General features: G+C 46.6%; 16 protein-coding genes. 7 read left to right on the plus strand and 9 right to left on the minus strand.

Translation table 11 applies throughout. The annotated features are described in order from the left end of the window. Positions 1-313: 313 nt before the first annotated feature. From fre to trxA, 6 genes are all read right to left on the minus strand, one after another. Positions 314-1027, minus strand: coding sequence for an NAD(P)H-flavin reductase (gene fre, locus R7P69_RS23415; protein WP_005382872.1), 714 nt, complete (start codon positions 1025-1027; stop codon positions 314-316). A gap of 14 nt (positions 1028-1041) precedes the next feature. Further along, positions 1042-1311, minus strand: a complete 270-nt coding sequence (locus R7P69_RS23420; RefSeq protein ID WP_009696789.1) for a 2Fe-2S iron-sulfur cluster-binding protein — start codon at positions 1309-1311, stop codon at positions 1042-1044. After that, positions 1308-3161: a 4-hydroxy-3-polyprenylbenzoate decarboxylase gene (gene ubiD, locus R7P69_RS23425; RefSeq protein ID WP_054575529.1), complete on the minus strand. Its 1854-nt coding sequence runs from the start codon at positions 3159-3161 to the stop codon at positions 1308-1310. Before ubiD ends, R7P69_RS23420 begins: the two co-directional genes overlap by 4 nt. Positions 3162-3252: 91 nt before the next feature. Next, positions 3253-4245 (minus strand): hypothetical protein, encoded by a 993-nt coding sequence (locus R7P69_RS23430; RefSeq protein ID WP_017821790.1) that lies wholly within the window; start codon positions 4243-4245, stop codon positions 3253-3255. A 106-nt stretch (positions 4246-4351) separates the two neighbouring features. Next, a complete protein-coding gene (rho, locus tag R7P69_RS23435) occupies positions 4352-5611 on the minus strand; it encodes a transcription termination factor Rho (protein ID WP_005378757.1) in 1260 nt (419 codons plus the stop codon). A gap of 196 nt (positions 5612-5807) precedes the next feature. Further along, positions 5808-6134, minus strand: coding sequence for a thioredoxin TrxA (gene trxA, locus R7P69_RS23440; RefSeq protein ID WP_004745500.1), 327 nt, complete (start codon positions 6132-6134; stop codon positions 5808-5810). 111 nt (positions 6135-6245) lie between these two features. Between trxA and rhlB the strand changes: the two genes are divergently transcribed. The 3 genes from rhlB (at position 6246) to R7P69_RS23455 (ending at position 10894) form a co-directional block, all read left to right on the plus strand. Then, the gene (rhlB, locus tag R7P69_RS23445) at positions 6246-7565 is read left to right on the plus strand and encodes an ATP-dependent RNA helicase RhlB (protein ID WP_005378764.1); all 1320 of its coding nucleotides are present in this window, start codon (positions 6246-6248) and stop codon (positions 7563-7565) included. 20 nt (positions 7566-7585) lie between these two features. Continuing rightward, positions 7586-9079, plus strand: a complete 1494-nt coding sequence (gppA, locus tag R7P69_RS23450; RefSeq protein ID WP_053350783.1) for a guanosine-5'-triphosphate,3'-diphosphate diphosphatase — start codon at positions 7586-7588, stop codon at positions 9077-9079. A 171-nt stretch (positions 9080-9250) separates the two neighbouring features. Beyond that, entirely contained in the window at positions 9251-10894 is a 1644-nt protein-coding gene (locus R7P69_RS23455; protein WP_238952156.1) for a sugar nucleotide-binding protein, read from the plus strand. A 222-nt stretch (positions 10895-11116) separates the two neighbouring features. Here the strand turns inward: R7P69_RS23455 and R7P69_RS23460 are convergent, their stop codons facing one another. The 3 genes from R7P69_RS23460 to recQ all read right to left on the minus strand — a co-directional run bounded on the left by R7P69_RS23460 (position 11117) and on the right by recQ (position 14176). Next, on the minus strand, positions 11117-11791 hold the full coding sequence (locus R7P69_RS23460; protein WP_005378770.1) for a 7-cyano-7-deazaguanine/7-aminomethyl-7-deazaguanine transporter: 675 nt from the start codon (positions 11789-11791) through the stop codon (positions 11117-11119). A 234-nt stretch (positions 11792-12025) separates the two neighbouring features. Beyond that, the gene (locus tag R7P69_RS23465; RefSeq protein ID WP_005378772.1) at positions 12026-12331 is read right to left on the minus strand and encodes a DUF3630 family protein; all 306 of its coding nucleotides are present in this window, start codon (positions 12329-12331) and stop codon (positions 12026-12028) included. A 9-nt stretch (positions 12332-12340) separates the two neighbouring features. Further along, positions 12341-14176, minus strand: a complete 1836-nt coding sequence (recQ, locus tag R7P69_RS23470) for an ATP-dependent DNA helicase RecQ (protein WP_005451195.1) — start codon at positions 14174-14176, stop codon at positions 12341-12343. Positions 14177-14354: 178 nt separating this feature from the next. On the opposite strand from recQ, the gene rarD reads away from it, so the two are divergent. From rarD to ggt, 4 genes are all read left to right on the plus strand, one after another. Further along, positions 14355-15272 (plus strand): EamA family transporter RarD, encoded by a 918-nt coding sequence (rarD, locus tag R7P69_RS23475; RefSeq protein ID WP_047102542.1) that lies wholly within the window; start codon positions 14355-14357, stop codon positions 15270-15272. A gap of 71 nt (positions 15273-15343) precedes the next feature. After that, positions 15344-16141: an AraC family transcriptional regulator gene (locus R7P69_RS23480; RefSeq protein ID WP_005382915.1), complete on the plus strand. Its 798-nt coding sequence runs from the start codon at positions 15344-15346 to the stop codon at positions 16139-16141. A 91-nt stretch (positions 16142-16232) separates the two neighbouring features. After that, complete coding sequence (locus R7P69_RS23485; RefSeq protein WP_005378776.1) at positions 16233-16892, plus strand: LysE family translocator; 660 nt, start codon at positions 16233-16235, stop codon at positions 16890-16892. Between the two features lie 111 nt (positions 16893-17003). Beyond that, positions 17004-18770 carry a gamma-glutamyltransferase gene (ggt, locus tag R7P69_RS23490; RefSeq protein ID WP_064354413.1) on the plus strand — a complete coding sequence of 589 codons (1767 nt, stop codon included), beginning with the start codon at positions 17004-17006 and terminating at the stop codon, positions 18768-18770. The last annotated feature ends 384 nt before the right edge of the window (positions 18771-19154 follow it).

The raw sequence follows: 19154 nt of genomic DNA on the forward strand, positions 1-19154 counted from the left end.
TGATAGGTCTATATTGTTAAAGAGCTTGCTTTGCGAGAAGTTTTTCTCTCAAAGCGGAGGTGCATTCTAGCGATTTAATTGACAGTGTCAAACACTTTTTCAATTTTATTTTTCGTAGAAGCTTTCACCTCTCCGACCCTGCTGAAGCCTTATCGCGTCTGCCGTGTCGGTGGATGCGCATTATAGGGAACTCAGATCCGTTCGCAACCCTTTTTTGAAAAAAAATGGAAAAAAATGACTGTTCGATGACTATTTCATCAAAAAAGCAAAAAAGAGGGTAAAAAACCCTCTTTTTCTGCCTTAAAAGCCGTATTTAAATGAATGCGTACGCGTCTGCGAACATACGTTCGCTCTTCGCTTTCTTGTTCTGAGTGAACTGTTCACGTGCTGCGCCAGCCATTTCAAAACGACCTGCAATATAGATATCGTAGTTTTCTAAGCTTTCGAAATCTTCAGCTACAGCTTGTAGCACGTTACCAACTTTACCTTGCCAGTCTGCAGGAGCTTCTTCTACTACTGGCACAAAGTGAACATTGGCAAACTTGTCGGCAATCTCGACCAGTTCGTCTTTAGCATAAAGCTGGCAGTTATCGCGCGCCCCCCAATATAAATAGATAGGATTGGTTTTATTCTGCGCTACGCAGTGATCCAGAATCGAGCGAACGTAACTGAAGCCTGTACCACCAGCAATTAATAATAATGGGCGTTCGCTTTCTTCTTGAACCCAAGCATCGCCATGTGGCGCATCAATTTCAATCTGACCATCAGTTTCAAGCGCCGCTTGCATTGCTTCGACAACTTCTTGTGCATAAGCGTTGTGTTCCGCCGCACCGATGTGCAGTTCAAGTTCACCTTCATGACGACAAGGGCTGCTTGCGATAGAGAAAGGACGTTTGTCTTTTTCACCCATCACCACCATTAGGTACTGACCCGCTTTAAAAGGCACTGGTGATTCTGGATGAAGAAGGATTTGGTAAGTATTACAAGCTAACGGCTGAATAGACTTTACTTTACATTGGATGGTCATGGTGTTCCTCTCGCTTACTCGTCAAAAGTAAGCACTAAATTACTTTCTGTATAGGCTTGGCAAGGGAATATCCAGCCTTGCTGTTGCTCTTTTTCGGTTAGCATCGGTTCGAGGTGATAGCTCACCTCGCCCGTTAGCTTTTTACACATGCACATGGCGCAAGCGCCAACTTGGCAACGGTGCGGGAAGCGAATATTGTTGTTGAGCGCAGCTTCCAACACCGTCTCCCCTTCTTTTACTTGGAACGTAACGTCCATTGGTAGAAGGTGGACTTGATGACTCATAGAATACCTAACTGGTCCCAAATCTCATCGACTTTAGCCACAAGTTTAGGATCTTTTTTGATAGGCGTGCCCCACTCGCGCGTGACTTCAGATTCGAACTTGTTGGTCGCATCCAGTCCTAATTTGGATGAACTCTCAGTCTTACCAAGCACTTGAATCGTGTCTCTATCTGGGTCCATTCGAGTTGTCACCGCCCAAATGATGTCATTCCAATCTCGTGCGTTGACGTCATCGTCGCACAAAATAATGAATTTGTTATCCGTGTACTGAGCAAAGAAGTCCCACAAGTATTCCATCAATGCTTGAGATTGACCGGCTTGGTCTTTCTTCATAGTCACGACAGCAAATTGGTTGTTTGCTGTAACTGGAAGATAGACGTCAACAATCTCAGGGCGTTGCTGTTTCAACTCATTCAGTTCTGCTTCGGTAATCGCTTTGCTGTCTCGCTCAGTGACCTCGGTTCGCGTCGCCAGCTCGGCATCCCATTTAATGGTCGCATCTAAGCCCATTTTGGAGCCAAGCCCAACCACAGGTGAAGCAAAGTCGAGCGAGTCGATTGGCGTGTTATCTATCATCAAAGTATCATGTACAGGGTCCATATGCTCTGACATGGCTTTAACGACATCATTCCAATCTCGTGCGTTTACCGATTCATCGCACACAATAACAAACTTGGTATACATGAATTGACGTAAGAAAGACCACACGCCCATCATTACGCGCTTGGCATGTCCTGGGTACTGCTTCTTCATGGTGACGACGGCCATTCGGTACGAACAACCTTCTGGCGGTAGATAGAAGTCTTCAATCTCTGGGAATTGCTTTTGCAGAATAGGCACAAACACTTCGTTTAATGCCACACCCAATACAGCTGGTTCATCTGGCGGACGACCTGTGTAGGTGCTGTGATAAATAGGGTCTTTATGCATAGTAATGTGCGTAATAGTAAATACGTGGTGCTTTTCTTTTTCGTTATAGTAGCCAGTGTGGTCACCGTAAGGACCTTCATCAGCAAACTCGTTCGGGTCGATATAGCCTTCCATCACGATTTCCGCGCTCGCTGGCACTTCCAAATCGTTGCTGACTGACTTCACGACTTCCGTTTTGCTTCCACGTAGCAAACCTGCAAATGCGTATTCCGATAGCGTATCTGGCACTGGTGTTACTGCACCAAGAATGGTTGCTGGGTCTGCACCAAACGCGACCGAAACTGGGAAAGGTTTACCTGGGTTGGTTTCCATCCAATCGCGCAGATCAAGCGCACCACCACGATGGGCTAACCAACGCATGATGATTTTGTTCTTGGCAATTTTCTGCTGACGGTAAATGCCTAGGTTCTGACGTTTCTTACTTGGACCTTTGGTTACGGTTAAGCCCCAAGTAAGCAGCGGCGCTACATCTTCTGCCCAGCAGCTCATTACCGGAATTTTATCCAAGTCGACTTCATCACCTTGCCAAACAATGTCTTGGCATGGTGCTTTACGTAAACGCTTAGCCGGCATGTTCAATACTTGTTTGAACACAGGCAGTTTTTCTAAAGCGTCTTTGAAGCCTTTTGGTGGCTCAGGTTCTTTTAAATAAGCCAGCAGCTTACCGACTTCTCTTAATTCCTTAACATCTTCACGTCCCATACCGATTGCGACACGCTCTGGTGTACCAAACAGGTTAGTCAAAACAGGTACGTCGTAGCCGATTGGGTTCTCAAACAACAGCGCAGGTCCACCAGCACGCAAGGTGCGGTCGCTGATTTCTGTCATTTCATAAGCGGGATCGACAGGGTGAGTGATGCGTTTAAGTCGACCTTTCTGTTCTAGGTGGTCGATAAATTCGCGTAAATCCTTAAAACTCATAGGCCTTCATGCTGGCTGATTAAACTGTCCGCAGTATAACAAATAGGAGGACTCTAAGATCCTCCTATTTTGTGTGGGTATGTGAGCAAGATTACTTTAATACTTGTTCAATCTGCCGAGTCTTTATCTGATGGTTCGAAGATACTAACTCTTCCAACCAGGTTTGATGCCCTTGTTGAGCAAGCTCTCGAGCAACCATGGTTGCTTCTTCTGATAACGCCATTTTTCTAACTAGAAACTGCTTTACTTGCGGAGATAGAGGGTTAGATTTTGTAAGTAGACTAATAGCTTCTGGCTTGAGTGATGGGTTAACTGTGGCATTCATCAATTGCTGAATGGAAAAAACGTCTCCAACCGCAGCTAAACGCTCAAGTTCGGACTGGCTGTTGTAATCGGCTTTCATCCGCCAGAGTAAGTTGTACACTTCCTCATCCTGACTAACTTGTGCCAACCTGACTATCACGGCCGTCGAGGGTAACCAACTGGTCACATTTGCTTTGGTTAACTGGGCCGTTAATGCAGCAAGCGCATTGGGTGATAAGCTGTCTAACTCTCGAATCAAAAGCGCTTCACGTGCTTGAGCTTGTTGAGATGGCCCTGTAAGCCATTGCTTTAAGTTAAGCTCTCTTCGTTCAGCTTGTAAGACAAAGTCCAAGGTACTTTGGTCTTGTTTCCAACGCTTAATCAAGCGACTCGCAATAACGGGAAAGTTAAAAGCGGGTACACTAAATTCATACCCATCACCTCGCTCTAACACTTGATAAGTCGGGGTCATACGGATCTGGGACTCAACAAACAGAGCCATTCGAGGCGTGAGAATCACATCTTGCTTTTCAAGCTTTTCCAACAATTGAAAGCGCACCACCTCTTGTTGAGGCAAAGCAAGTCGATCAAGGGCAAATTTAAGCGAGTCGACTTCATCTCTGACAGCGTAATCAAGCAGTTCAGAGACTTTAGCCTGTATTTGAGTATCCTGAAGCCACTGCTCTACTACAGACTCATGCATTTCCTTGGCAGATAATGTCGCAGGTAGAGTGATAAGTGACAAGCTCAGGAGTAATGACGACAACATTCCTTGTTGCATGTTAACCTCCCGATAACATTTCCTTCATTCTGATACTTCTATCGGGAGAAAGCAATAAAAAAGCCACCGATATACAGTGGCTTTTCGCAGAATCACTTATTTGAGACTATTGACGACGCATCGCATCGAAGAACTCATCGTTGGTCTTCGTCATCGCTAGCTTATCGATTAGGAATTCCATTGCGTCGATTTCACCCATTGGGTGAACGATCTTACGCAGAATCCACATCTTCTGTAGTTCGTCAGTCTTCGTCAGTAGCTCTTCACGACGTGTACCTGAGCGGTTGAAGTCAATCGCAGGGAATACACGCTTCTCAGCAATCTTACGGTTCAAGTGCAGTTCCATGTTACCTGTACCCTTGAACTCTTCGTAGATAACTTCATCCATTTTAGAACCAGTATCTACTAGTGCCGTTGCGATGATAGTTAGGCTGCCGCCTTCTTCTACGTTACGTGCAGCACCGAAGAAACGCTTAGGACGATGTAATGCGTTTGCATCCACACCACCTGTTAGTACTTTACCTGATGAAGGCACTACGGTGTTGTAAGCACGTGCTAGACGAGTGATAGAGTCAAGCAAGATAACCACGTCTTTCTTATGTTCAACAAGACGTTTTGCTTTCTCGATTACCATTTCCGCTACTTGTACGTGACGAGATGCTGGCTCATCGAAAGTCGACGCAACCACTTCACCTTTAACTAGGCGTTGCATCTCGGTTACTTCTTCTGGACGTTCGTCGATAAGAAGAACCATCAACTCACACTCAGGGTGGTTGTACGCGATGCTTTGCGCGATGTTTTGCAGAAGCATTGTTTTACCCGCTTTAGGCGGAGCAACAATCAGACCACGTTGACCTTTACCGATTGGCGATGCCAAGTCTAAAACACGTGCTGTAATGTCTTCTGTTGAACCGTTACCACGCTCCATAACCATGCGCTCATTCGCATGTAGAGGGGTAAGGTTTTCAAATAGGATCTTGTTACGGGCGTTGTCTGGTTTATCGTCGTTAACGGTATTGACTTTTAGAAGGGCAAAGTAACGTTCACCGTCTTTTGGTGGACGAATTTTGCCAGCGATAGAGTCACCAGTACGTAGGTTAAAGCGACGAATCTGACTTGGTGATACGTAGATATCGTCCGGACCCGCAAGGTATGAACTATCTGCACTGCGTAGGAAACCAAAGCCGTCTTGCAGAATTTCCAGAACCCCATCTCCAAAGATGTCTTCGCCGCCTTTAGCGTGCGCTTTTAAAATCGCGAAGATGATGTCTTGTTTTCTTAAGCGAGCTAGGTTCTCTAATCCTAAGCTTTCGCCCAGTTTTACAAGGTCAGACACAGGTCTGTTCTTCAGTTCGGTAAGGTTCATGGTGGTGGATTCTTGTTTAGTCAAAATAAGATCTGTTTTCTAGTTAAGATGGATTTGGTCTCAGGATCGACCAAGAAGAGAAATTTGTTCAATTAACGCGCGATAAGTTAGCACTAATTAGTATTCTAGTCCAGAGTTAGAAAAACAAAACCGTGCATTGTAACTTTGCACGGTTTTATCTGTAATCACTTGGTGATTATAAGTTTGCGTCTAGGAACTCTTTTAGTTGAGTTTTAGACAGAGCACCTACTTTCGTTGCCGCTACGTTACCATCTTTAAATAGTAATAGCGTTGGAATGCCGCGAATACCAAACTTAGGTGGTGTACCTGCGTTATGGTCGATGTTTAGTTTACCGATAGTGAGTTTGCCTTCGTACTCGTCTGCGATTTCGTCCAAAATAGGAGCGATCATTTTACAAGGACCACACCATTCTGCCCAAAAATCCACTAGAACCGGGCCTGCAGCGTTGATTACATCGTTTTCAAAACCGTCATCAGTTAGCTGCAAAATCTTATCACTCATCTTCCACTCCAATGTGTTTTTCGAAACTGGTTGGATGATAACCAGTAATTAGATGCCCTATTGGAATGTATTTACTTTCGTATTGCAAGCTTTAGCTGATATTCTATAGCCATGAAAAAGACGCATATCACAGAGCAAAAGTTCGCCGATTTGGGCTTAAAGCCCCAAGTTATTGAAGGATTGGACAAAAAAGGGTTCGAATTTTGTACCCCTATCCAAGCCTTGGCGTTGCCGGTCCTGCTCACCGGCCAAGACATCGCAGGCCAGGCCCAAACGGGTACTGGTAAAACGCTCGCGTTTCTTACTGCTACGTTCAACCACCTTCTGACGACTCCGGAACATGAAGGTCGTAAGCCTACACAGCCACGCGCAATTATTATGGCGCCAACACGTGAGCTCGCTATTCAGATTTACAATGATGCAGAATCATTAACTGAAAGCACAGGTCTAAAAACCGCTCTAGCTTACGGTGGTGAAAGCTACGACAAGCAACTTGCGAAACTGCAAGACGGCGTAGATATTCTGATCGGAACAACAGGCCGTATCATCGATTTCTACAAACAGCGCGTATTTAACCTCAACAACATTCAAGCTGTTGTTCTGGACGAAGCCGACCGCATGTTCGATCTTGGCTTTATTAAAGACATTCGCTTCTTGTTCCGTCGTATGCCTGAGCCAAAAGAGCGTTTGAACATGCTGTTCTCAGCAACGCTGTCTTACCGCGTTCAAGAACTGGCATTCGAACACATGAATACTCCTGAGCATGTCGTTGTCGAACCAGAACAAAAAACTGGCCACCGTATCCAGGAAGAGCTTTTCTATCCTTCGAATGAAGACAAAATGGCGCTGCTTCAAACACTAATTGAAGAAGAGTGGCCAGATCGCGCTATCATTTTTGCTAATACCAAGCATAAGTGTGAATCGGTTTGGGGTCATTTGGCTGCCGATGGACACCGTGTAGGCCTTCTTACTGGCGATGTACCGCAGAAGAAGCGTGAGAAGATTCTTGAGCAATTCACCAAAGGTGATGTCGACATCTTAGTTGCAACTGACGTTGCAGCGCGTGGCCTGCATATTCCTCAGGTAACGCACGTTTTCAACTACGACCTTCCTGACGACTGTGAAGATTATGTTCACCGTATTGGCCGTACTGGTCGCGCTGGTGCGAGCGGTCATTCGATCAGTTTTGCTTGTGAAGAGTACGCGGTTAACCTACCAGCAATCGAAGAATACATTGAGCATACAATCCCAGTTTCAGAGTACGATTCGTCGGCACTGATTCAAGATCTACCGGCTCCGATTCGTATGCGTGCACCACGCAACCAACAGCGCCGCACGAATACTGGCGGTACCCGCTCTGGTTCTGGTAACCGTAAGCCGCAGGGACGTCGTCCACGCCAACCGCGTCAATCGGCACCAAAACAATCGTAATAGGAAACTGAGTTCGTTTTATGAGTCAAGCAGGATCATCACCGCTATATGCCGCCATCGACCTCGGGTCGAACAGTTTTCACATGCTCGTTGTGCGTCACATCGATGGCAGCGTTCAAACAATGGCTAAAATTAAGCGCAAAGTTCGTCTAGCAGCGGGCTTAGATGAACATAATTCTCTTAGTATGGAAGCTATGCAGCGAGGATGGGACTGCTTAAGTCTATTTGCGGAACGCTTGCAGGACATTCCTAAACAAAACATTCGCATCGTCGGTACTGCAACATTACGTACCGCGACCAATGTAGATGTGTTTTTAGAAAAGGCTAACCAAATTCTAGGCCAGCCTATCGAAGTGATTACTGGTGAAGAAGAAGCTGCCACTATCTATAAAGGTGTCGCTCACACCTCTGGCGGTAGTGGTCGTCGCCTTGTAGTCGATATCGGTGGAGCAAGTACCGAACTAATTATCGGTGAAGGTTTCGAAGCCAAAGCACTGACCAGCTTAAAAATGGGCTGCGTGACTTGGCTTGAAAACTTCTTTAAAGATCGTCAATTGAATGCTCGTAACTTTGACGCGGCAATTGAAGGGGCGAAACAGACCATCCAGCCGATTTTAGAACGTTATACAGAAATTGGTTGGGATGTGTGTGTTGGTGCATCAGGCACTGTTCAGGCATTGCAAGAGATAATGCTGGCGCAAGGCATGGACGAAGTAATCACTCACTCCAAACTTAAGCGTTTGCAAAAGCAGGCAATGCTTGCTGATCACTTGGAAGAGCTCGATATTGAAGGCTTAACACTTGAGCGTGCATTAGTGTTCCCTAGTGGCCTCTCTATTTTGATTGCCGTTTTTGAATTGCTTGAAATCGATGCTATGACACTGGCTGGCGGCGCACTACGCGAAGGCTTAGTGTATGAGATGGTTGAAGAGCTTCGTCAAGAAGACATTCGTGCCCGCACTATCGCTAGCGTACAAAATCGTTATCAGCTCGATCACCAATACGGCGAACAAGTCGCTACTCTGGCACACACGCTTTTACAGCAAGCTGGGGGCGATGAGTGGATTACAGAGCCTCAGGGCAAGATATTACTCGAGACCGCCGCAAAACTGCATGAAATTGGCTTAACTATCGATTTCAAAAAAGGCGGAGAGCATAGTGCTTACTTGCTACAGAATTTGGATCTGCCTGGTTACACGCGCGCACAGAAGTTCTTTATTGGTGAAGTGGCTCGTCGCTATCGCGAACAGCTCACTTCTTTACCTGAGCAGCATGCATTATCAGGCTCAAGTGCCAAACGAGTATTGAGACTGTTGCGTCTTGCGGTTCTGCTCAGCCATCGTCGCAATCCTGATCTAGAGCCAAATGTGACTCTAACAGTTGAAGGCGACAATCTAACGTTACACATTGATGCGCAATGGCTAGAGAAAAACCCACTGACTGCGGCTGAGTTGGAAATTGAATCCAACCGTCAGACAGACATCGGCTGGCCGTTAAGCGTCGTAGCAATATAATCGACCACTTCTGTCATAACGTATTAAGCCCAGGCGTTCGCTTGGGCTTTTTTGCATCTACTTCCCCTACAAAACGTGCTGCCCAGCAAAAATCTCAGCTTCTCCGCTCTACATCGAAAAACAGCCATGCTTTATTGATAAACACAATTTAGCCAACCAAGATGCACCATCATGAAAACCGTTTTAATGACTGGCTTAACTGGCACCCTCGCCCCAAAAGTCGCTCATCAGTTTCACCTACGCGGCTGGAACATATTGGAGTGGAATCACCACCAAATCCCGCCGGATGATCTACAGCAAAGTGAACAATTTTGGCAGCAACACCACATCAATGCGGTGTGCCATATGGCGATGGGAAGTGAAGAGTGGGCAGCGTGGCTTGGTGAGCAATGCAAACGCCATAATATTCCTTACCTCTTTGTCAGCACAGCAATGGTATTTGATGCCACAAAAAACGGGCCTTATGGCATCTTTGAAGAAAGAAACACCCAAGATGATTACGGCAAATACAAAGTTCGTTGTGAAGATGCAATCTGGCAAGCAAATCCAGATGCGATGGTTGCTCGAATTGGTTGGCAGCTCCATCACCAAGCAGAAGGCAATAACATGTTGGCGCATCTCGACCGCCAATATGAAGAGAACGGCGTTATTACCGCTAGCACGGCTTGGTATCCTGCGACTTCTCATATGGACGATACAGCACTCGCCTTTTTGCAGCTTATTGAGCGGAACGAAGCCGGTTTATATCACCTTGATAGCAACTTAAAAGATAAGTGGAATTTCTACGAACTCGTTTGTGCACTCAAACAGCATTACAACAAACCATGGCAAGTGCTGCCAAGCAATGACTATCACCATGACCAACGTCTAACAGATGAACGAATTGCCTTGCCGCCATTGAGTGAACGTTTCACCAAGCCAGAGCAAATCCAGCAAGCCGGCATCATAGGAATCAACTGGGGACGCACGCACATTCCCCACTATCGAAACAATGGTGTATCGGTCACAACGTTATGCGCCAACCAAATAGAACCGCTTCAGCAAGCGTGCAGTGAAGAAGCAATCCCAAAGGCAGAGACGAACATCAGCGCACTCAAACTACTTGATGTCGTGACCATCGCGACACCTGCGCATACTCATGCAGAGATCATAAAGACGTTAGGTTCAACCAAGCTTATCTGTGAAAAGCCATTGGTGGGATTGAATTCTGACATAACTCACTGGCAGCAACCGAACGCCAACCTATTGGTTAATTACGCCTTTGCTCAGCTTAATACCGCCAAGACGATAGAGAAGTGGCTCACTTCGCAAACCCAACCTTGTGTGGTCAATCTAGTCACCCAAGTTAACCTACCGGGCACCTTCACGCTCAAAGAGTGGTTTCTTGAAACTGCCAGTCACCCTATATCTTGGTTGCTGCACTGCTTTGGAGACTATTATCAATCGACACTGGTTGAGGAAAACGGCCAACTGATCGTTGATCTGCAATGTGGCGACCACCAGCTAAGGTTTGTATTTGAACTAACAGGTGAACCGGGCATCGAGCACAATCTAACGATTCAATCCAACCAGACCTTAACCAGCAAAGGCTACTACCGTGTCGGAGAAAAATGGCGTTTCGAGCCCATTCTCGTTAATGGCAACGCGATAAATGATGGAGAGTACAGCGAGTCTGATTGCTGGCAGGATGCCAATCAACGCAGTGTCGGTTTGATGTTGGCGATGTTCAATCAAAGCATCAGTTGGGAGAAAGGCCTGCGACTTGGCGCCTTCGATGCTCAAAAAGCCATTTTGATTGAGAGGATGCTCTGTTAGCCATTTCACCAGCGTGCTTCCTCTACGTTCCGTATCTTCGATTAAAAGGTCTCACTCGGGACCTTTTTTACTGCTCATTTTTACCTTCGTACAGCTCAGGAAGCTTTTGGACACCCATGATCTAATTACTCCCCACGCTGTACAAAACGCTCTAAACCCAAGTAAACAGGCACAAAAAAGCCGCTTGATTTGAGCAAGCGGCTTTCGGGGTTCCCACTGATATTAAGACTGAACGCTTGTCGTCACCTTAAAGTCAGGGTTCACCGCAGTCAGCTTCTTAATTAGGTAATTCAGTAGTACGCCATACATAGGAACGAACAAACCAAGACTAATAATCAGTTTGAAGCCGTAATCCACCAGCGCGATTTCCGTCCAATGCTCCGCCATGAATGGATCTGGACTTTGGTAGAACGCAATGGCGAAGAAAGCGATGGTATCAAGTGCATTACCGAAAAGCGTTGAACACGTTGGTGCTACCCACCACTGTTTCATTTGACGTAGGCGGTTGAACACATGCACATCCATGATCTGACCAAGTAGGTACGCCATGAAACTAGCAATCGCGATACGAGCAACGAACAAGTTAAATTCCCCTAGGTGACCAAAACCTTGGAATTGACCTTCGAAGAACACTACCGATAAGAAGTAAGACACTGCCAAAGCAGGCAACATCACTAAGAAGATGATCTTACGCGCCAACTGAGCACCGAAAATACGCACGGTTAAGTCAGTCGCTAAGAAGATAAATGGGAAAGTGAATGCACCCCAAGTGGTATGGAAACCGAATATAGTAAACGGTAGCTGAACTAGGTAATTGCTAGATGCAATAATGACTAGGTGAAATAGAACCAGATAGATAAGGGCGTTGCGCTGCTGCGCAGGGGTAAAGTTACTCATGCGATACCTTTTTAGTTTGGTTTGGGGGTGAGGGAACCCAAATCGAGTCACTGAATAAAGTGGCTCTTACCAACAATGTAAAATGAAAAATAAACTGGCTTGGCTCATTCCGAGCGAAGCGGTGGGCGATTATACATTAACCACTTTTCGCCGCAAGTCATCTGTCTTACGCAAACGTTTGAGCATAAAAAAGGGTGTTTCATGTGAAACACCCTTTCTAAAAAAACTCTATTTTTAGAAGCCGCGCTGGAACAATCCTGCAAGATAATCCAACTCTTCCCTGCTCTCTTCAATCGCTAACGCTTCAAACCAAATCGCTTCGCTGTAATGCTCTGCTTTCATAAACAGTCGGCAACCTTCAAAGTCGATCAGCCAAGAGTGAATATCCGCATCCCATTGTTTTTCAACCACAGTAGCAGAAAGCAAGCCGACTAAACGCTCACCTAAAGCAGGAAAGCTATCAAGGTCAAAGCTCGGCGCGGTAATGATTAAGCGCCCTTCTTGTGCCATGTAGTCCGCTAAGCCAAATTCCTTTTGCATCTTGGTTCCTTATCCATGGTGAGTAATGTGTTCTTGAATCAAATCAAGGAATGGGTCGGCGTACTTCTCCAGTTTGCGTTGACCAACACCGCTGACTGCCAGCATTTCGCCGTAAGACGTTGGCAGAATTTCCGCCATATCAATCAAAGTCGCGTCACTGAAGACCACGTATGGTGGCAAACCATCTTCATCAGCAATCGACTTACGCAACTTACGTAACTTAGCAAACAGCTTCTTATCGTAGTTCTTGCTGGTCAATTTATCTGACTTCGCCGCACGTGCTGCGGTGTCTAAACGTGGAACCGCTAACTCTAGGGTCACATCGCCACGCAAAAGCGGACGTGCCTCTTCGGTTAATTGCAGCGTTGAGTTACGCGTGATGTTTTGAAACAACAGCCCTTTGTGGATTAACTGACGGAAGATACTCACCCAGTAATCGTGGCTGTGGTCGCGCCCTATCGCGTAGGTAGAAATCTTATCGTGCCCGTTTTCACGTACACGAATGTTTTGCATGCCACGTAACACTTCTACCACGTAGCCCATACCAAAGCTCTGATTAACACGGTACACACAAGACAACGCCTTACGTGCTTCTTCTGTTGCATCAAAGTGCTTCGGTGGATCTAAGCAAATATCGCAGTTGCCACATGGCTTCTCACGATACTCACCAAAGTAATTCAATAGCACCTGACGACGACAAGTCTGCGCCTCAGCAAAGGCACTCATCGCATTCAGTTTGTGGGTTTCCACCTGCTTCTGTGGACCATCGTCTTTCTCATCCAACATACGGCGCAGCCAACTGATGTCCGCTGGGTCATACAACATCATCGCTTCTGCAGGTAAACCATCACGCCCTGCACGACCCGTTTCCTGGTAGTAAGACTCGATGTTGCGCGGGATATCAAAGTGAACCACAAAACGCACGTTTGGTTTGTTGATGCCCATACCGAATGCCACGGTCGCCACTACAATTTGGATGTCATCACGTTGGAAAGCTTCTTGAACGTAAGCGCGCTCATCAGCGTCCATACCTGCGTGATAACCAGCAGCACGAATGTGGTTGTTGCACAGCTTCTCGGTCACCATCTCAACTTTCTTACGGCTACCACAATAGATGATGCCGCAGTTACCCTTTTGGGTTTCCAGATAACGAACGATTTGCGAAACCGGCTTGTGCTTCTCAACTAAGTTGTAGCGAATGTTAGGACGGTCGAAGCTGCCTAGGTAAACCTCTGGATTATTCAGTTGCAGACGCTCAAGAATATCTCGGCGCGTTGCATCATCCGCCGTCGCCGTCAGCGCCATAAATGGCACATGGGAAAACTGCTGCTTAAGTTGACCAAGCGCGGCATATTCTGGACGGAAATCGTGTCCCCACTGGGAAATACAATGCGCTTCATCGACAGCAATCATCGATAGCGGCAAGTTTTCCAAGCGCTCAATGAAATCACGCATCAATACGCGTTCTGGCGAGACGTACACCAACTTAAGATGACCAGTGTGCATGCGGTTATACACGCTGAGCAGCTCTTCACGAGGCATGGTCGAGTTAATGCATTCAGCCGCTACACCGTTGGCTTTAAGCTGGTCCACTTGGTCTTTCATCAGCGAGATAAGCGGAGAAATCACCAAAGTAATACCAGAGCGAACCAAAGCAGGGATTTGATAACACAGCGACTTACCGCCACCAGTAGGCAGGATAACTAAGCTGTCGCGACCTTCTACCGCAGCATCAATCACCAACTGCTGACCATCACGGAACTCTTGGTAACCAAACACATCCTCCAACACACGTTGAGGCGTTACAGGCGAATCAGATTGTTCGGCTAACAAGGTCGAGGTCATGAAAAGTCTCAGATTGGGTCTTAAAAAAGAGGTGCTTATGCATACCACTGGCACACAAAGTGAGGGCACATTGTAATGGGGTTTCATGGTGAATAAAACCGCAAATTGTTAGGTGTTTCGCATCACGACTCGTATACTGATTTTCTGCTCTATAAAACACACAATTAGGTGACACTTCATGACACCAGAAGACGAACAACAACGCGCGCGGCAAGGTATCTTGCTAGCGATTGGTGCGTATACCATGTGGGGCATTGCGCCGATGTACTTTAAGTCCATCGCACAAGTATCTCCTTTGGAAATTCTAAGCCACCGAGTGATATGGTCTTTCTTTTTGCTTGCTGCACTCCTCCATTTTGGCCGTCACTGGCGCTCGGCTTACCACATCGCGAAAGACAAAACGAAAATCGCTTACCTGATCGCAAGTTCCATGCTAATTGGCGGCAATTGGTTGATTTTCATTTGGGCGGTAAACTCGAATCATATGCTCGACGCCAGCTTAGGTTATTACATTAACCCACTGATCAACGTCTTACTTGGGATGGTATTTTTGGGAGAGAGACTGCGTAAATTACAGTGGTTCGCGGTTGTATTGGCAGGTTGTGGCGTACTCGTTCAACTGATTGTATTTGGCTCCGTACCTGTTGTTGCGATGGCGTTAGCAATGAGCTTCGGCTTTTATGGCTTATTAAGAAAGAAAGTCAGTGTCGATGCAAAAACTGGCTTGTTTATCGAGACATTACTTCTGCTGCCGGTGGCCGCTGTTTATTTGCTTTTTATTGCCGATACACCAACCTCAAATATGTTTACGAATCCACTTACGTTAAATAGTTTGTTAATCGCAGCTGGGGTTATAACAACCCTGCCACTGCTGTGCTTTACGGGTGCAGCAACAAGACTCAAATTATCGACTTTGGGCTTTTTCCAATATATAGGCCCAAGCTTAATGTTTTTACTTGCAGTATTGATGTATGGCGAACCCTTTACCATGGATAAAGCGATCACTTTCGTCTTTATTTGGGGAGCACTAGTCGTGTTTAGCTTTGATGGATTACGTAATAACCGTCGCTCACGCCGAATCGTTCAGCCACAGTGATCGTTTTTTACAAGACAAGTTAGAAATTGCCAGATAAGCTTGGTCATAATGTGACCAAGCTTTTTTATTTAATGGAACATATTCAGTACTACGCAACCGACCATGACAACTTGAGTCTAATAGAGGCGAAATACCAGAAATTTGCTTTTCAAAGGCATTACCATCTGGATTTTCATCTCGGCCTGATCACGCATGGTGCGCAGAAGTTCCAATACCAAGGTAACAGCCACCAAGTTGGTCACGGGCAAATTGTGATTATGCCGCCGGATGAGCTGCACGACGGGCAATCTAAGCTCGAAAGTGGCTACGAAGTAAATGTGTTTGCGATCGAACCTCATCTATTGAGCGATCTGGCTGATCTTAAGCAAAACGGTCAAATAATACACTTCAACGAACTGATCATCTCGGATCCGCAGATATTTTCACAACTTAGTAACTTACACGGGCTGCTTCGTCGTGAAAACCTCAGCCAACTCACCAAAGATTGCCTTCCTTTTGAAGGATTTAACCAACTTTTTGATCGCTACGGATCGCTTGAGCGACAAAAAGTGGTGCCGCTAGGAAACCAATCGCTTGGGACGTTAAAAGATTATCTAATGGCTAACCTTGACCAAGCGGTGCGTTTGGATTCACTTTCAGAGCTGTGCCAACTGAGCCCAACTCAGTTCCAGCGTCACTTTAAAGCGCAAACTGGCATGACGCCTTATGCATGGTTCGCACGCCTGCGCCTTGAACAAGGCATGAAGTTACTGCAAGCTGGTCAATGTGGTACCGACGTCGCTCATCAAATCGGTTTCTATGATCAAGCGCATTTCAGCAAAGCGTTTAAACAGACCTACGGCGTTTCCCCTTCTCAAGTGGCTCGTTAATTTCATTTACCGAGAAAGCTGTCAGTTTTTTACAAGCGCCACAGGTGACTTACCACGACAATAGCCGCATTGGTTAAATTTGAGATGTGTTATGAATGAATCCACCATATTGCTGACACTCGCCAGCATTCACTTTATTGCCCTAATGAGTCCAGGTCCGGACTTTGCGCTGGTCGTACAAAATGCGACGCGTCATGGTCGTCAAACTGGCTTGTACATTGCGTTGGGATTGTCCGTCGGTATTTTGCTGCACTCTTTGTTCAGCCTGACAGGTGTGAGTTTTGTCGTCCACCAGCACCCAGTGCTGTATTCCGTGGTACAACTGCTCGGTGGTAGTTACCTGCTCTACTTAGGAATTGGCGCATTGCGTGCCGTGATCTCGATGATCCAAAACCCACTGACGGATCAACCTAAGAAGCAAAATAACCTAGTGATCAGCAATAAGCGTCAAGCGTTTGCTAAAGGGTTTGCGACCAACATTCTTAACCCAAAAGCCCTGGTGTTCTTTGTCAGTTTGATGTCGAGTTTAGTCCCAGCAGGTATGTCGATTACTGGCAAAGGTATTGCACTGGTCATCCTGTTTGGCTTGTCGCTATTCTGGTTCTCTAGCCTTGCATGGATGCTGTCGACACAGCGCTTACAGCGTAAATTGCAACAAGCGGGTATCTACATCGACGGTCTATGCGGCGTGGTATTTACTCTAGTGGGCGGCAGTATTCTATACCAAACTATCAATACTTTTATCGGATAAAGTACTGATTTAAAAGCGTAGCACAATCGACATTTCTAAGATTGCTGACTCGACGTGACTCTCCATAACTGCCAAGCTCAAAGCACAAAACTGGCAACATGGAGAGTCATCATGCATTGGACGTTCAACCGACTCGTGACCACGGGTCTTTTTCTTACTTCCCCACTAATCTTATCTACCTCAGTCTTTGCTAACCAAGCAGCAGATGCGGTTGCGCCGGAGCACAGCACTGGCTTCGAGCAAAAACAATTGATCAAAGCGAAAGATTATATGGTTACCGCTGCTAACCCAATTGCAACCCAAGCTGGTGCGGATGTTATTGCCCAAGGTGGTAATGCTATTGATGCTATGGTTGCCGTGCAGCTGATGCTGGGCTTGGTAGAACCGCAATCATCAGGCATTGGTGGTGGCGCCTTCTTAGTGTATTGGGACAGTGAGAAACAAAAACTGACTACGTATGATGGACGCGAAACCGCACCGCTCGCCGCAACGCCGAAACTCTTCCTAGATGACAAAGGACAACCACTGCAATTTTACGATGCGGTTGTCGGTGGGCGTTCCGTTGCCACTCCTGGTACAGTGAAACTGCTGTGGGACACGCACCAGAAATACGGCAAGTTGGAATGGAAGAAGATAATCCAACCCGTGATTACCTTGGCTGAGCAAGGTTTCGAAGTCAGTCCTCGCCTCGCGAGTCTGATTGAGAAAGATGCTAAGCGCCTATCACGCTTCCCTGCGACTAAGGCTTACTTCTTCAATCCAGACGGCTCACCAAAAGCCGAAGGCACGTTGTTGAAGAACCCTGAATACGCGCAAACTCTGACGGCAATTGCAGAGCAAGGGGCAAAAGCTTTCTATCAAGGCGATATCGCCACAGACATCATCAAGACCGTACAAAATGCACCGGGCAATCCTGGCGTATTGGCACAACCTGACTTTGATGCGTTCCAAATCAAGCAACGTGAACCGGTTTGTGCGGCTTACCAAAGCTATGATATCTGCGGCATGGGACCACCTAGCTCTGGCGCATTGACGGTTGGACAGATTCTCGCGATCACCGAGCAATACGATCTTAAAGGTTGGGGAGCCGAAAGCGCGAAATCATGGCAAGTGATCGCCGATGCATCGCGCCTTGCGTTCGCGGATCGTGGTAAATACATGGCTGACCAAGATTATGTGCCAATGCCAACCGAAGGCTTGCTTGATAAAGATTATCTCAAACAACGTGCTGAGCTCATTCAAGTCGGTAAAGCCTTGAGTAAGGCTGAAGCCGGTAATCCTCCTTGGTCGCACGCCATGAACTTAAGCATGGACCAATCGATCGAGTTGCCTTCCACCAGCCATTTCAATATCGTCGATAAGCAAGGCAATGTGGTTTCAATGACAACAACCATCGAGAACGCCTTTGGCTCACGCTTGATGGTGCGCGGCTTCTTGCTCAATAACGAACTGACCGATTTCTCTTTCCGCACGCATCAAGATGGTGTGCCAATCGCAAACCGATTAGAACCGGGCAAACGCCCACGTTCATCTATGGCACCAACCATTATGATGAAGGATGACAAGCCTTACATGGCAATTGGCTCACCGGGTGGCAGCCGCATTATTGGTTACGTCGCACAAGCCATTATCGCCCACACGCAATGGGATATGGACATCCAAAGCGCGATTAATCAGCCACGATTGCTGAACCGTTTTGGCACCTTAGATATTGAGCAAGGTACCGCCGCAGAGGGCTTACAGCCTGCTCTGGAGAAGATGGGCTTTAAAACCGATGTTCGGGATTTGAACTCTGGTCTGCATGCGATACGAATAACAAAAGACGGTCTTGAAGGCGCTGCGGATCCAAGACGTGAAGGTGCCGCTATCGGGCAGTAAGAGTCTTTCGCTCGACCCCTTGTGCGAGATCTCTCACAAAGGGTTGAGCAAACCTCTCTTTTTTAATGGTAAAACCGTACAGAAAAGAGCATAAGCCATTGAATTTAATACTCATGTATCTTTTTTGAACGCTAAGAGAGTTAAAAAATGTGAGATTAGCCCGTTGTTGGAAATCGTTAAACACGTAATATTAAACCTGTCGGAAGGATGCTGACACGGAACAGGAAACACCACGGACTTGGTGAACTTCAGGAAGAAGAAACGGTTATTCAGGATGAATAGTCGGGCATGGATTGCAAAATTGGACATTGAACGGAATCAATAGTGACTAGGATGGTTGCTACTAAGGACGGGAAATGGACACCTCTGGACGAGGCAAGGATT

The organism is Vibrio sp. 661 (assembly GCF_033339315.1).
Classification (GTDB): Bacteria; Pseudomonadota; Gammaproteobacteria; order Enterobacterales; family Vibrionaceae; genus Vibrio; species Vibrio alginolyticus.